General features: G+C 57.1%; 13 protein-coding genes and 1 tRNA gene. 10 read left to right on the top strand and 4 right to left on the bottom strand.

Features of this window, described 5'->3' with window-relative positions:
• Positions 1-139: 139 nt before the first annotated feature.
• The 4 genes from AC2FJZ_RS20595 to arsB are packed head-to-tail and all read left to right on the top strand — an operon-like array spanning position 140 to position 4,249.
• Positions 140-973: an arsenate reductase/protein-tyrosine-phosphatase family protein gene (locus AC2FJZ_RS20595; RefSeq protein ID WP_496779986.1), complete on the top strand. Its 834-nt coding sequence runs from the start codon at positions 140-142 to the stop codon at positions 971-973.
• Positions 970-1,968, top strand: coding sequence for an ArsJ-associated glyceraldehyde-3-phosphate dehydrogenase (locus tag AC2FJZ_RS20590; RefSeq protein WP_496779984.1), 999 nt, complete (start codon positions 970-972; stop codon positions 1,966-1,968). The genes AC2FJZ_RS20595 and AC2FJZ_RS20590 overlap by 4 nt, the downstream gene beginning before the upstream one ends.
• Entirely contained in the window at positions 1,965-3,230 is a 1,266-nt protein-coding gene (gene arsJ / locus AC2FJZ_RS20585; RefSeq protein WP_496779982.1) for an organoarsenical effux MFS transporter ArsJ, read from the top strand. The genes AC2FJZ_RS20590 and arsJ overlap by 4 nt, the downstream gene beginning before the upstream one ends.
• Positions 3,227-4,249: an ACR3 family arsenite efflux transporter gene (arsB, locus tag AC2FJZ_RS20580; RefSeq protein WP_496779981.1), complete on the top strand. Its 1,023-nt coding sequence runs from the start codon at positions 3,227-3,229 to the stop codon at positions 4,247-4,249. The genes arsJ and arsB overlap by 4 nt, the downstream gene beginning before the upstream one ends.
• 3 nt (positions 4,250-4,252) lie before the next feature.
• On the opposite strand, the gene AC2FJZ_RS20575 is transcribed toward arsB, so the two are convergent.
• A tRNA-Arg gene (locus tag AC2FJZ_RS20575) sits at positions 4,253-4,329 on the bottom strand.
• A gap of 115 nt (positions 4,330-4,444) precedes the next feature.
• Between AC2FJZ_RS20575 and AC2FJZ_RS20570 the strand changes: the two genes are divergently transcribed.
• On the top strand, positions 4,445-5,470 hold the full coding sequence (locus AC2FJZ_RS20570; RefSeq protein ID WP_050604554.1) for a LacI family DNA-binding transcriptional regulator: 1,026 nt from the start codon (positions 4,445-4,447) through the stop codon (positions 5,468-5,470).
• On the top strand, positions 5,467-6,687 hold the full coding sequence (locus AC2FJZ_RS20565; protein WP_496779979.1) for a winged helix-turn-helix domain-containing protein: 1,221 nt from the start codon (positions 5,467-5,469) through the stop codon (positions 6,685-6,687). The genes AC2FJZ_RS20570 and AC2FJZ_RS20565 overlap by 4 nt, the downstream gene beginning before the upstream one ends.
• Positions 6,688-6,690: 3 nt before the next feature.
• Here the strand turns inward: AC2FJZ_RS20565 and AC2FJZ_RS20560 are convergent, their stop codons facing one another.
• Positions 6,691-7,377 carry a fumarylacetoacetate hydrolase family protein gene (locus AC2FJZ_RS20560; RefSeq protein ID WP_496780017.1) on the bottom strand — a complete coding sequence of 229 codons (687 nt, stop codon included), beginning with the start codon at positions 7,375-7,377 and terminating at the stop codon, positions 6,691-6,693.
• 601 nt (positions 7,378-7,978) lie between these two features.
• Positions 7,979-8,413 carry a homoprotocatechuate degradation operon regulator HpaR gene (hpaR, locus tag AC2FJZ_RS20555; RefSeq protein ID WP_496779978.1) on the bottom strand — a complete coding sequence of 145 codons (435 nt, stop codon included), beginning with the start codon at positions 8,411-8,413 and terminating at the stop codon, positions 7,979-7,981.
• A 219-nt stretch (positions 8,414-8,632) separates the two neighbouring features.
• Here hpaR and AC2FJZ_RS20550 point away from each other — a divergent pair, with 219 nt between their 5' ends.
• The gene (locus AC2FJZ_RS20550) at positions 8,633-9,403 is read left to right on the top strand and encodes an HpcH/HpaI aldolase family protein (protein ID WP_496779977.1); all 771 of its coding nucleotides are present in this window, start codon (positions 8,633-8,635) and stop codon (positions 9,401-9,403) included.
• A gap of 4 nt (positions 9,404-9,407) precedes the next feature.
• Here the strand turns inward: AC2FJZ_RS20550 and AC2FJZ_RS20545 are convergent, their stop codons facing one another.
• Positions 9,408-10,550 (bottom strand): DUF3095 domain-containing protein, encoded by a 1,143-nt coding sequence (locus AC2FJZ_RS20545; protein WP_496779975.1) that lies wholly within the window; start codon positions 10,548-10,550, stop codon positions 9,408-9,410.
• Between the two features lie 142 nt (positions 10,551-10,692).
• Between AC2FJZ_RS20545 and AC2FJZ_RS20540 the strand changes: the two genes are divergently transcribed.
• The 3 genes from AC2FJZ_RS20540 to AC2FJZ_RS20530 all read left to right on the top strand — a co-directional run bounded on the left by AC2FJZ_RS20540 (position 10,693) and on the right by AC2FJZ_RS20530 (position 14,044).
• Complete coding sequence (locus AC2FJZ_RS20540; RefSeq protein ID WP_496779973.1) at positions 10,693-11,865, top strand: MFS transporter; 1,173 nt, start codon at positions 10,693-10,695, stop codon at positions 11,863-11,865.
• A 21-nt stretch (positions 11,866-11,886) separates the two neighbouring features.
• A complete protein-coding gene (locus AC2FJZ_RS20535; RefSeq protein ID WP_496779971.1) occupies positions 11,887-12,918 on the top strand; it encodes a glycosyltransferase family 4 protein in 1,032 nt (343 codons plus the stop codon).
• 103 nt (positions 12,919-13,021) lie between these two features.
• Positions 13,022-14,044: an aspartate-semialdehyde dehydrogenase gene (locus AC2FJZ_RS20530; RefSeq protein ID WP_496779970.1), complete on the top strand. Its 1,023-nt coding sequence runs from the start codon at positions 13,022-13,024 to the stop codon at positions 14,042-14,044.
• The last annotated feature ends 218 nt before the right edge of the window (positions 14,045-14,262 follow it).

Raw genomic sequence — 14,262 nt, 5'->3', positions numbered from 1 at the left:
TTATGTTGGTATGCACTGACCGACGCCATCTGTTCAGATCGCGACCGATCCAGCGAAAGGCAATCCCGGACTGTGAAATTTTTGTAACGGTTCCGAAGTCGAATTGACTCAGTTTCATTATTTCAATATTTCATGAAATATGATAAAAGAGATTACCGATCAACTGGCCATCCTTGGCCACCCGCAACGCATCACCGTGTTTCGCATGTTAATGCGACGGTTTCCTGACACTGTTCCCGCAGGCGAACTGGCGGCAGAGCTGGGTGTCAAACCCAGCACCATGTCGAACTATCTGAATGCGTTGCAAAGGTCAGGGCTGGTCAAGCAGGAGCGATCCGGGACGTCTCTGCTCTATTCGATTGAAATGAAGAACGTGCAGCAAATGCTCGATTTCCTGATTGTGGACTGCTGCCGTGGCCGACCTGATCTTTGCATGCCTTCAACCAAGGGAAGTGACACCATGACTGACCGGAAGTTCAATGTGCTGTTCATCTGTGTGGGCAATTCCGCCCGCTCGATCTTTGCTGAATCCCTGCTGCGGGACATCGGCGGCGATCGGTTCAACGTCTTTTCCGCCGGAACGCGGCCATTTTCCGAACTGAACCCGTTTGCTGTTCAGGTTCTGCAAAACAAGGGGCATGACACTTCGGTGCTGCGATCGAAGAATGTATCCGAGTTTTCGGGACCGGACGCGCCTGATCTGGATTTTGTTTTTACGGTCTGCAATCAGGCCGCCAACGAAGAATGCCCGGCGTGGGACGGCCAACCGATCAGTGGACACTGGGGGATGGTTGATCCGGTCAAAACGGAAGGCACCGACGCCGAGAAAAGCCTGGCCTTCCAAAACGCTTACGGCGGGCTGAAGCGTCGGATTCAAGCCTTCACATCTTTGCCGGTCGAAAGTCTTGACCGGATCGCACTGCAATCGGCCGTCGACGAAATCGGGCGGGCGCCACTCGAGGACACGAAATGACGACTTATGCACTGAACGGCCTTGGCCGGGTGGGAAAATTGGCCCTGAAGCCTTTGCTGGAACGGGGTGCAAATATTGCCTGGATCAACGATGCCGTCGGTGATCCAGAGATGCACGCGCATCTGCTGGAGTTCGATACAGTGCATGGGCGCTGGGACGCAGAGTTCGGCCATGATGCTGACAGCGTCACAGTAAATGGAATCCGCCTGCCCTTCATAGGTACAAAAGACCTGACCGCACTGCCGCTGGACGGTGTCGACGCGGTGATCGACTGCACCGGCGTGTTCAAGACCGAGGCCAAGCTGGCTCCGTACTTTGATGCTGGGGTTAAGAAGGTTGTTGTCTCAGCCCCGGTCAAAGACGGCCCGACGGCCAATATCGTCATGGGTGTGAATGACAGCACCTATGATCCAGCGACCCATAAGATCGTGACGGCGGCCTCCTGCACAACAAATTGCCTGGCGCCGGTGGTCAAGGTTATTCACGAGAACTTGGGTATCCGCCACGGGTCGATGACCACGATCCACGACGTGACCAACACGCAAACGATCGTTGACCGGCCTGCAAAAGACTTGCGGCGCGCGCGATCAGCACTGAATTCTCTGATCCCGACCACCACCGGCTCGGCCACCGCCATCACGTTGATCTATCCGGAACTCAAGGGACGCTTGAACGGTCACGCGTTACGGGTGCCGCTGTTGAACGCCTCATTGACCGATTGCGTGTTCGAAGTGGAGCGCGAAACAACGGTTGAAGAGGTCAACGCCTTCTTCAAAGCCGCCGCCGAGGGTGAGTTGAAGGGCATTCTGGGCTATGAAACCCGCCCCTTGGTTTCGACTGACTATACCAATGACGAACGCTCTTCGATTGTCGATGCACCGTCGACCATGGTTGTGAACGGGACGCAGGTGAAAATCTACGCGTGGTACGATAACGAGATGGGCTATGCGCATCGACTGGTGGATGTCGCATTGATGGTAGGGTCATCGCTGTGACACAGCGGCCCGAAGGACTGTCGGCCTATATCGCGGTTACGGCGGCCTATTGGGCTTTCATGCTGACCGACGGTGCACTCAGGATGTTGGTATTGCTGCACTTTCACACCATGGGCTTCTCTCCGGTTCAGCTGGCATATCTGTTTGTACTTTATGAGATCGCCGGGATTGTCACCAATCTGTCCGCAGGCTGGATAGCAGCGCGGTTCGGATTGACCTCGACCCTTTATGCGGGGCTGGGGTTGCAGGTGGTGGCGCTGCTCGCGATGACGCAGCTTGACGCGAACTGGACCGTCGCAGCTTCGGTCACCTTTGTGATGATGGTGCAAGGAGCCAGCGGAGTGGCCAAGGATCTGGCCAAGATGTCTTCGAAGTCGTCGGTCAAGCTGTTGGCTCCGACCGAAGGCGGTGGTTTATTTCGCTGGGTTGCGGTCCTGACGGGATCGAAAAACGCGGTCAAAGGGCTGGGATTCCTGTTGGGGGCGGCCATGCTGGCAACGCTGGGCTTCATGACGGCAATCCTTGTCATGGCAGCCGTTCTGGCGTTGATCCTGTTCGCAGTTATCCTGTTCATGCCGGCGGGCCTGCCGAAGGGACGCAAAGGCGCAAAATTTTCCGAGGTTTTTTCGAAATCCGCCAATGTGAACTGGTTGTCTGCGGCGCGCGTCTTTCTGTTCGGCGCACGAGATGTCTGGTTTGTGGTTGGCATCCCAGTCTATTTTTACGCGGTCCTGTCAGACGGCACAGAAGAGGGCAATCGGACCGCGTTCTTCATGATCGGGACATTTATGGCGGTATGGGTCATCCTCTACGGCGCAGTGCAAGCCAGCGCGCCGAAGATATTGCGTGCAAGGGACCGAACCGAAAGTGATCTGATCCGTGCCGCGCGCAGCTGGGCGGCCATCTTATTTTGTGTTCCCGCTGCTCTAACATTGGTTGTTTTGCTGTCAGATAGCCCAGAGACTTGGCTCACCATAACGCTTGTAGTTGGCTTGCTGATCTTCGGTGGCATCTTCGCGATCAACTCATCACTGCATTCTTATCTGATTCTGGCCTTCACCCGGTCTGAGCGCGTGACGATGGATGTTGGCTTTTACTACATGGCGAATGCGGCGGGTCGGTTGGTTGGAACCGTACTGTCCGGCCTGACCTATCAGATCGGGGGGTTACCCATGGTTCTCGGTACCGCAGCCGTTATGGTTGCCCTTGCCGCGCTGACGTCCGGCAAACTCACAGATCAACCTTACAAGGCGCTTTCATGAGCATTTTCGAACGATATCTCACAGTCTGGGTTGCGCTTGCCATGATCGGTGGCGTCCTGATCGGACAAGCCGCACCGGGCTTGGTGCAACTGGTCGCGGGGGCCGAAGTCGCTAGCGTCAACCTGGTTGTCGCCGCGCTGATCTGGGCGATGGTCTACCCGATGATGGTCAACGTCGATTTCGGCGCAGTCGCCGGGGTTGCCCGCCAGCCACGCGGTTTGATTGTGACACTGGTGGTGAACTGGCTGGTCAAGCCCTTCACCATGGCGCTGCTGGCCGTTCTGTTCTTTGACTATGTCTTCGCGCTCTGGATCGCGCCTGAAGACGCTGCCCAATACACGGCTGGTCTGATCTTGTTGGGGGCCGCGCCCTGCACCGCCATGGTGTTCGTCTGGTCACAACTCACCAAAGGCGACGCGACCTACACGCTGGTTCAGGTCTCAGTCAATGATCTGATCATGGTCGTGGCCTTTGCCCCGATCGTAGCATTTTTGCTGGGCGTCACCGATATTGAGGTTCCATGGCAGACGCTGGTTCTGGCTACGGTTCTTTATGTCGTACTGCCGCTGATTGCCGGACTGATTACCCGTCGTGTTTTAGGCTCTAAACAGGCAATTGAATCCTTCTCGGCCCGGGTGAAGCCATGGTCTGTAATAGGGTTGATCGCGACAGTGGTTATCTTGTTCGGCCTGCAGGGGCAGACGATTTTGGCCAGACCGATGGTCATCGTGCTGATCGCCGTGCCCATTCTGATCCAAAGCTACAGTATTTTTGCCGTAGCCTACGGCGCCGCTTACCTGCTGAAAGTCCCTCATCGGATCGCAGCCCCCTGTGCCATGATCGGAACGTCGAACTTCTTCGAGCTGGCTGTGGCCGTTGCGATCAGCTTGTTCGGTCTGAATTCCGGCGCGGCGTTGGCGACCGTTGTGGGGGTTCTGGTCGAAGTACCAGTGATGTTGTCCCTTGTAGCTTTTGCCAACCGCACACGCGCGCGTTTTCAAGAACCACTAACAAGGTAAACTTGGCGACCCCGGCAGGATTCGAACCTGCAACCTGCCCCTTAGGAGGGGGCTGCTCTATCCAGTTGAGCCACGGGGCCGCGTTGCGCCTTCTGTAACCGGGATTTTTCGGGTTGTCATCGCCTTTGCACAATTGTTGTACACGCCGACCTGTTCACGCTACCATCGGGCAAAACAACAACGCAGGTGCCTCCCGTGAACAGTGAAACCAAACGCCCGCTTACCCTTCGCGATGTGTCCGAGGCTTCTGGAGTATCCGAAATGACGGTAAGCCGGGTTTTGCGGAATCGGGGGGATGTGTCAGACGCCACCCGCACCCGCGTTCTGGCCGCCGCCAAAGAGCTTGGCTATGTCCCCAACAAGATCGCCGGCGCGCTGGCGTCCAGCCGGGTCAATCTGGTCGCTGTGATCATCCCGTCGCTTTCAAACATGGTGTTCCCCGAGGTGATGACCGGCATCAATCAGGTGCTTGAAGATACTGAGCTGCAGCCTGTGGTTGGCGTCACCGATTACCTGCCTGAGAAAGAGGAAAAGGTGCTTTACGAGATGCTCTCGTGGCGGCCGTCAGGCGTGATCATTGCAGGGCTTGAACATACCGAAGCCGCGCGCGCCATGCTGGATTCGGCAGGCATTCCAGTGGTTGAGATCATGGACACCGACGGCAAACCCGTGGATGCGATGGTAGGTATCTCGCACCGCCGCGCCGGTCGCGAAATGGCGCAGGCGATCCTGAAAGCCGGGTATCAGCATATCGGCTTCATGGGCACCAAAATGCCGCTGGATCACCGCGCACGCAAACGGTTCGAAGGTTTCACCGAAGTACTGGGCAAACACGGGATCGAGATCGAAGACCGCGAGTTTTATTCCGGTGGGTCGGCCTTGGCGAAGGGTCGCGAGATGACACAGGCCATGCTGGAGCGTTCTCCCGATCTGGATTTCCTGTATTATTCCAATGACATGATCGGTGCGGGTGGCTTGTTGTACCTTCTGGAGCAGGGTATCGACATTCCGGGTCAAATCGGCTTGGCCGGGTTCAACAATGTCGAACTGTTGCAGGGCCTGCCACGCAAACTTGCAACGATGGATGCCTGCCGTCTCGACATTGGTCGTCAGGCAGCCCAGATCATTGCCGAGCGCCTGAAAGATCCCGATTCTGAGATTGAAACGCGCGTGACGCTGACCCCCAAGATCAGCTTTGGCGACACCCTGAAACGGCGATGACGGCAACCCTAAAACGGCTCGACAATCGAACAGCGCGGGCCGTTTTCATGGACCGCCATGCGCTGGCGGAACAGCCTTCGGGTGAGGCCAAAGGCAGTGCGCTGCTGGATCTGATTCAGCGGTTGGGGTTTGTGCAACTCGACAGCATCAACACGGTCGCCCGTGCGCATGACCTGATCCTGTTTTCGCGCAGGCCCAGCTATCGCAGCGAAAACCTCAAAAGGCTCTATGAAAGGGAAAAAGAACTGTTCGAGCATTGGACGCATGATGCGGCCGTGATCCCGATGGAGTTCTACCCGCACTGGCATCTGCGCTTTCAGCGCGATGCGGATCTGCTGAAAGCGCGGTGGAAGAACTGGCGACGGGACGGGTTCGAGCAGCAGTTTGAAACGGTGTTACAGCACATCCGCGACAACGGCCCGGTGTCCTCCTCGGATGTGGGCAAGGATGAAAAGAAGGGCTCGGGCGGATGGTGGGATTGGCACCCCTCAAAAACCGCCCTGGAGTTTTTGTGGCGTTCCGGGGCTCTTACTGTTGTCGGCCGTGACGGATTCCAGAAACGCTATGATCTGACTGAGCGGGTCATTGAAACCCAGCTTTGTCCGGGAAACATGCCGTGCGACGCAGAGGCGACCGTGGATTGGCTGTGCAACGCGGCCCTAGACCGGCTTGGATTTGCAACTTCGGGCGAGTTGGCTGCGTTCTGGGACACGGTCAGCGTCGGTGAAGCCAAAGACTGGTGCGTGACGGCATTGGATAGGGGCGACATCGAAGAGTTTGAGATCACCTGTGCGGATGGACGCATCCGAAAGGTCTTTGCCCGCCCGGACTTGATGGACAAGAAAGCCAACCTATCCCAGCCACCGGGGCGCATCCGCGTGCTCAGTCCGTTTGACCCCATGTTGCGCGACCGCAACCGGGCTGAGCGGTTGTTTGGCTTTCATTATCGCATTGAGGTCTTCGTACCGGAGGCCAAGCGCAGCTATGGCTACTATGTGTTTCCGCTGCTCGAAGGTGATCGTTTGATTGGCCGGATCGACATGAAAGCGCATCGTGATCGCGACGTGTTACGTGTCAAAGCTCTGTGGCCCGAACGCAAAGTGCGCTGGTCCGACGCCCGCACCCGACGCCTGAACGCCGAGTTGGACCGGGTGCGTCGACTGGCGGGCGTGACACATGTCGAGTTTGCCAAAGATTGGCTGAAAGATCCTAAATAGGGTCTATTTTGCATCCGTGAGCGTCAGTTGAATTGGTGTGAGCCCGTCAATCTCACCGCTCAGAACATCCCCCGCCACAACCGGCCCAACACCGGCGGGGGTGCCGATCAGGATCAGATCGCCGGGGCGTAAATGACAAAAGCCGGACAGATGACAGATGACTTCGTCAATCTTCCAGATCAACTCCTCAAGCGTCGCGTCCTGCCGTATCTCATCATTAACGCGCAGACGGATATGCTTGCCCTCGTCCGGGGACCAATCTTCTGCCCGGGTGAGCGGACCAAATACAGCACCGTTTTCGACATCCTTGCCCAGATCCCAGGGCCTGTGCTTGTTCCGCTCTCGGATCTGCAAGTCGCGCCGGGTCATATCAAGAGCGCAGCCATACGCATAGACCGCGTCCCAAGCCTGCTCAGGGTTGGCGCGGAAAACCAGTTTTCCAATCGCCAGTGCCAATTCCATTTCATGATGATAGTTCTCGGTCCCGGCAGGGTACGGAACCGTTGCCCCGGACAGAACCGCAATTGCGGCGGACTTGGTGAAATAGAACGGTGCTTCGCGGTCTGCCTCATTCCCCATCTCGGCCGCATGGGCCGCATAGTTTCGGCCAACGCAAAAAATGCGACCAACGGGATACTCTGCCGGGATACCGACAACAGGAATAGTGATGGGGTCTGGAAGGGAAAACAGACTGTTTTACATAGTGCTCTCTGACTATTTTACTGGTTCATCTTACGACCGCTGGTCCGATCAGCAATACCGGAAAACACGCCAGATTTCGCCAAAGCTTTGGCGGTGTTTCAGCGCGAACCCGCCCAATTCCGATGTGCAGTGCAATGTCCGTTTCAAAGCAAATTCACTTCCGCCTTTATGGCCTCGTCAGAGGAAGAACAAACGCGACTTGGCTCAGGCATAAGTTGAGCTATGTCATTACATACGTGATGTTGCAGCCGACAACACGGCCTCAGTGAAGCCAAACGCACACACTTGGTGAATGAACCCGCCGAGGTGACTTCAGGGCCCCACTTGCAAACGATCCATCGGTCGGCACTTGGCAACATCTATTTCGGAGAGCAAAGGCATGAGCCCGCCCCCCGGGAAATATGCCTTGTTTAGAGTCTGTTTTGACTCGGCACACACTCCGAAGCGCAGGTCGGACCGTCAGGCTACACGTGACGCAACCGGCCTCGGGCCAGGCACATGATCCAGTACGAGTCTGGCCGCCCCGTCGGAGAATCCCCCTAAACTCTCCGGCGGGGTCCCTGAAGTGCGAATTCACTAAAACCGTGGATCAGGCGTCGAGATCTTTCAGGTCATTGAGAAGATCCAGCAAAAGCTCGTGCTTTTCCGGACCAAGCTGGGACCGAATGCGTTCTGCCTGGGCGATACTTGCAGACAGATTGGCACGAATGATCTGGGTACCGCTTGCGGTGATCTCGACAATCTGGCGACGACGATCTGCCGGGTGGCACCGCCGCGAGATCAAACCGCGTTGTTCCAGTTTCTGCAATATGCGCGTCAGGCTGGGCAGCAACAGGCAGGCACGATCAGAGATATGTGTCGGCTCTTGTGGACCTTCCTCGTTCAGCACCCGCAAAACGCGCCATTGTTGTTCGGTGACACCGGCGTCAGCCAGCATTGCACGAATGGGTCCCATAACCTTTTCCCGCGCCCGCAACAGCGCAATGGGCAAAGATCGCGACGTCAGAGGAAGATCGTCGGTCATAGGAAAATTATCACTGAAATTCAGGATTTTCGCAAGCGAACCTCTCTTCCGATCAAAGTTCCCGACCACTTTTGCCTGCAGGCTTTGCCGCAACATCAATAAAACCAATTAGAAAGCTCCGCCTTCAGGCTGGACAATTCACCACCATCAAAGAAGATGCAGTGGAGGCCTGGCATGAGGTCTTTGCGCACCATATCTTACGCAACAAAGGGAGATCAGATGGCTGCCCCGGAAAACCCCTTCAAGACGGCTCTAAAAATGGGAAAAACCCAGATTGGGTGCTGGATGAGCTTTGCAGAACCCATAACGGCCGAAATCATGGGCACAGCCGGTTTCGATTGGCTGGTGATAGATGGGGAACATGCCCCTAATGACATCCGCTCAATCCGGGATCAGCTTGTGGCCTTGGCGGCCAGCCCGTCGCATCCGGTGGTTCGGCTTCCGGTTGGCGAGACCTGGCTGATCAAGATGGTCTTGGATGCAGGCGCTCAGACCGTGCTGGTTCCGATTGTGGAAAGCGCGGAACAGGCGCGGGAACTGGTCCGCGCCTGTCGCTATCCTCCGACCGGCGCGCGCGGCGTGGGCGCGATGGCGTCAAGGGCCACGATGTATGGATCGGTCGAGGAGTACATCCAAACGGCGGATCAGGAAATCTGCCTGTTGCTGCAAGTTGAAACCCGCGCCGGATTGGCTGCCCTGGATGATATATTGCAGGTCGAGGGCGTGGATGGTGTGTTCATCGGCCCCGCCGATCTGTCGACCGATATGGGCTATCAAGGCAACAGCGCCGCCCCCGAGATGCGCGAGGTGATCGCTGACGCGCTGGCGCGGATCAAGGCATCCGATAAAGCGGCTGGCATCCTCGCCGTCAATGATGAAGCCCGACAGGCTTATCTGGACATGGGTGCGCAATTCCTGGCCGTTGGAATCGACGTTATGCTGTTGGCGCAATCGGCGCGATCACTGGTTGCGCGGTGGAAGGCGCCATGACCCTTCAGCTGCGCATGGCAGCCGCGGCCTGCGCGTAGCCACCCGAAGCCCCGTCAACAAAATGCACATGGTCATCCCGTGTGGCAGAGGGCACGATGCAGGTCATCATTGCCTCGTCCTGGGCGTGCAAACCATACCTGATCTTGCCGCGTGCCCGCGCCTCTTCCAGCATGTGTTCGATCTTTTTCAACGTCGCCGGATCGCAATCCAGCGTCATCTTCAAACCGTCATCGAATTTGCGAAAATCCGCATTGCTGCTGACCATATGCTTGTAATGCTCTGGCTCGAACTGTCCCATGCGTTTGCCCGATTTGAACAGAATCGCGATCAGAAGGTTCTGAAACAGCAGGGCAATCTTTTGCAGTCCCATATGCCGCCCGTTGCGCGATACATGCGCATCAATGTCCAGCCCCGGAGGCGGCCACTTCATGGGTGGGCCGTTCTCGGGCACGGGATGACCTGCACGCTCAAGCTCTTCTGACGCGGACAGTACGGATTGCGCAAGATCGGCAAAATCGCGTTCCGTGGCCGATGCGGTGGGTTGAACAACCAACGAGACGATCTGACCATGTCGCGCCGTGCTGTTGGACCACCGGCACGACAGGCCCGTCAAATCCGGCAGCGCCCCCGGTTCTGCAGGTTCAACCATACTTCGCCCTGCTTTCATCTCGGCTTCGGCCCAGGCCAGCCCGCCACCTGAAAACATCGCATAGTCCACGCCGGTCGACGGTGCATATCGGGCCACGCGCAGGTCCCGGCCAGCGGCTCGGATTTCGGCAACTGATACCAAGGCCGCACGCAGGGACATGGAAAACTCTTCCTCCGCCCAACGCCGTAGGGCGGCCAGAGTATCGCGCGCCGCTTCAACCTGGCTGGGCGGAACCGCAAAGCCCGCGCCATCCCCGCCGAAGACATAAGGAAACAGCTTGCCATTCATGGTGTTGATCATGGCTGAAATCACGGCGGCCCCAACCGTGTTGACGGTCTTGTATCTGCCTCGCGCGATTTCGCCAGTTGAATCGACAATGTCAGCAATGCCCAGAACCCAGTCATCCGGCATAGTCGAAAACTTCGTTGGATCCGCCAACAAAGTAAATTCCCGCAACAGGGGAAGATTTTCATAAAACGCGGACTGGAGGTCTTTCATGGTCCCCCCTCAAGATCAATGCTCCAGATATACTAGATGGAAAACGGTCCGGGTCCTGTGATTGAAACATAGTACACATGCTTGTGCGTTGCATCACGACATGCCAAGCCTTTTCCTGAGGCGCGCAAAAAAGAGGCGGATCATGCAGGCTGGTTTGGTGGTTTTATGCCTGGGTTATGTGCTCAGCCAGTTTTTCCGCGCGTTTCTGGCTGTTCTCAGCCTGGATTTGGAAAAGGATATCGGAGCAACACCCGAAGATCTGGCCTTTGCGTCTGGGCTTTGGTTTCTGGTGTTTGCGGCAATGCAAATCCCGGTGGGCTGGGCGCTGGACAAGGTTGGTCCCCGACTGACCACGGCGGTTCTGTTGCTGATTGGTGGCGCTGGCGGGGCTGCGGTTTTTGCCATCGCATCCACGCCGCTGCATATCAGCATCGCAATGGGCCTGATCGGTGTCGGATGCTCTCCGGTCCTGATGGCCTCGTATTTCATCTTTGCCCGAGAATATCCGCCGGCGCGGTTTGCCACGTTGGCGGCTGTGATGTTGGGTGTGGGTTCGGTGGGCAACCTCGTAGCATCCTACCCCACGGCGCTCGCGGTCGAATGGATGGGATGGCGCGCAACGATGGTCGGGCTGGCAGTGATTTCCGCTGCAATCGCTTTGGGCATTTTGCTGATCGTGCACGATCCGGAAAAGGTCGAAACGGAAAACAAGGGCTCACTGTTGGACCTGTTGAAGGAGCCCGCCCTATGGCTGATCCTGCCATTGATGATGGTTGCTTACGCGCCTTCCGCAGCGTTACGCGGACTTTGGGCAGGGCCCTATCTGAACGATGTCTTCGGTCTCAGCACAACTCAGATCGGCACCGCGACGCTGGTCATGGGAACAGCGATGATCGCTGGCACTTTTGTCTACGGGCCGCTGGACCGCGTGTTCGGTACACGGAAATGGGTCATTTTCGCAGGCAACGCCCTAGGGGCCGTTGCGCTGACGCTGCTGTGCTTGTGGATTGACAACGCTATCTGGCTTTCGGTTCTTCTGCTGGCCATCATTGGATTTGTCGGGGCCAGCTTTCCCGTCATTATGGCGCATGGCCGGGCCTTTGTGCCGCCACATCTCGTTGGCCGCGGCGTGACCCTGTTGAACTTGTTCGGGATCGGCGGTGCGGGCGTTGCCCAGTTCGTCACCGGCCGCATTCATGCTGCCACCGCCCAGACAGGATCAACCGCACCCTACACGGCGATATTCGGTTTTTTTGCCATATCGCTTGCCATTGGTTGCGTGATCTATCTATTCAGCCGGGATAGTGTCGACTGAAGCAGCCATCAGGAGAGCCCGGTGAAAGATCCCGTCGTCATAGCCCCAAATCTGAAACGCAGGCTTTCGGGCGTGACCGCAACCATCGCAAGGCTGGTTCCGCTGCAGGCACAATCAATCGACATCGCAGCCACGGGTCCGGGTCTGCCTGCCGACATCCCGCATATCCCATTGGGCCGCCTGCCTTTTCTGTCGCGCCGTACAACGCGAGTCTGGCACGCGCGCCGCAACACCGAGATGCTTCTGGGCCTGATCCTGCGCCACATGTTCCGCCTGAAGCTCAAACTGCTGTTTACCAGTGCATCCCAACGCCCCCACACAGGCTACACAAAATGGCTGATCGGCAAGATGGACGCGATTGTGGCGACATCCCAAAAAACTGCCGGGTATCTTGAGCGCGACGCGCAGGTTGTCATGCATGGTATCAACCTTGAGGATTTTGTGCCCCCTCAGGACAAGGCAGCGGTGCGGGCCAAACTGGGTCTGCCAAATGGGCTGCTGTTGGGATGCTACGGGCGTATCCGGCATCAAAAGGGCACAGACGCGTTTGTCGACGCGATGATCGATTTATGTGGGCGGTTCGACACTGTGTCCGGTATCGTCATGGGTCGGGCCACCGAGAAACACGCCACATTCCTTGCCGAGCTGAAAGACAAGGTCGCAAAGGCGGGGCTGTCTGATCGCATCCTTTTCATGCCCGAGGTCACGGTCGATCAGATTGCCGAATGGTATCAGGTACTGGACCTGTTTATCGCACCGCAACGGTGGGAAGGGTTCGGGCTCACCCCGCTCGAGGCGATGGCCTGCGGCGTCCCGGTTGTGGCAACAGACGTTGGCGCGTTTTCCGAGATCGTGACCGACCCCTCGCTGGGGCGGGTGGTTGCCCCCGACGACATTCCTGCGCTGGCCGACGCGGCGGCGGACATGCTGGAGAACCGTGATTCCCTTTCGCAGGCCGGTCAGGCCGCCCGTACCCATGTCGAACAGAATTTCGATATTCAGGGTGAAGCAAAGACATTGGTTACACTCTACAAGCGTCTTCTGAGCACCTGAAGCGCCTCAATTCGACGTCAAACTATCAAATCAGCGCCGAAAGCCCTTTTTTCTTCGCCGCAACGCAGCTATGAACGCGCGTCCTTAACTTTGGAGACATGAAATGGGCTATCGCGTCGTTGTCGCCGGCGCCACGGGTAACGTGGGCCGCGAAATGCTGAACATCCTGGCGGAACGCCAGTTCCCGGTTGATGAAATTGCCGCTCTGGCAAGTCGTCGTTCGCTGGGGACCGAAGTAAGCTTTGGCGACAAGACACTGACGACCCAGGACATCGACACTTTTGACTTCACCGGCTGGGACATGGCGCTGTTCGCCATCGGCTCGGACGCGACCAAAACCTATGGCCCCAAGGCGGCTGCGGCAGGTTGCGTGGTGATCGATAACTCGTCGCTCTATCGCTATGATCCCGAGATTCCGCTGATCGTGCCGGAATGTAACCCCGAGGCGATCCACGACTACAAGAACAAGAACATCATCGCCAACCCCAACTGCTCGACCGCGCAGATGGTTGTCGCGCTGAAGCCGCTGCATGACCGCGCCAGGATCAAGCGCGTGGTCGTATCGACCTATCAGTCGGTTTCCGGCGCTGGCAAAGACGGCATGGATGAGCTTTGGGATCAGACCAAGGCGATCTACAACCCGACGACCGATGTTGAGCCAAAGAAATTCCAGAAGCAGATCGCGTTCAATGTCATCCCGCAGATCGACGTCTTCATGGAAGACGGTTCGACCAAGGAAGAGTGGAAGATGGTTGTCGAGACCAAGAAGATCGTCGATCCGTCGATCAAGGTCACGGCCACCTGCGTCCGCGTTCCTGTTTTCGTCGGCCACTCTGAGGCCGTGAACATCGAGTTCGAGGAATTCTTGGACGAAGACGAAGCCCGCGACATCCTGCGCGAAGCGCCCGGGATCATGGTGATCGACAAGCGCGAAGACAGTGGCTACGTCTCGCCTATCGAATGCGCGGGCGACTTCGCCACATTCATCAGCCGTATCCGTCAGGATTCAACCGTGGAAAACGGTCTGAACCTGTGGTGCGTCTCGGACAACCTGCGCAAAGGTGCAGCCCTGAACGCGGTGCAGATCGCGGAATTGCTGGGCCGTGAAGTTCTGAAAAAGGGCTGACGATCCAACTTTCGCAAAGACTGAAAAGAAACCCGCTGTTTGGTCAGCGGGTTTTTTGATTTGTGTAGGAAAGCCAAGATTGAGATCCAAAACTGACTTTAACCGCTCCTACAAGCACTTGGGAAAGGTGAGGATGGGCCATATTTTGTTGAAAAACTCGGGCTTGATCGGTTGGTAAGTTGCTGATTCAATTCTTCCTAAAGGGAGGGATCAGCCAT

The organism is Ruegeria sp. CDSA079 (assembly GCF_059612245.1).
The sequence above is the reverse complement of the archived record's forward strand: the minus strand, read 5'-3'. Positions and strand labels throughout refer to the sequence as shown.

Coding starts and splice junctions, on each gene's coding strand:
- AC2FJZ_RS20595 (WP_496779986.1), top strand. CDS start 140: ATGATAAAAGAGATTACCGATCAACTGGCCATCCTTGGCCACCCGCAA.
- AC2FJZ_RS20590 (WP_496779984.1), top strand. CDS start 970: ATGACGACTTATGCACTGAACGGCCTTGGCCGGGTGGGAAAATTGGCC.
- arsB (WP_496779981.1), top strand. CDS start 3,227: ATGAGCATTTTCGAACGATATCTCACAGTCTGGGTTGCGCTTGCCATG.
- AC2FJZ_RS20565 (WP_496779979.1), top strand. CDS start 5,467: ATGACGGCAACCCTAAAACGGCTCGACAATCGAACAGCGCGGGCCGTT.
- hpaR (WP_496779978.1), bottom strand. CDS start 8,413: ATGACCGACGATCTTCCTCTGACGTCGCGATCTTTGCCCATTGCGCTG.
- AC2FJZ_RS20550 (WP_496779977.1), top strand. CDS start 8,633: ATGGCTGCCCCGGAAAACCCCTTCAAGACGGCTCTAAAAATGGGAAAA.
- AC2FJZ_RS20545 (WP_496779975.1), bottom strand. CDS start 10,550: ATGAAAGACCTCCAGTCCGCGTTTTATGAAAATCTTCCCCTGTTGCGG.
- AC2FJZ_RS20540 (WP_496779973.1), top strand. CDS start 10,693: ATGCAGGCTGGTTTGGTGGTTTTATGCCTGGGTTATGTGCTCAGCCAG.
- AC2FJZ_RS20530 (WP_496779970.1), top strand. CDS start 13,022: ATGGGCTATCGCGTCGTTGTCGCCGGCGCCACGGGTAACGTGGGCCGC.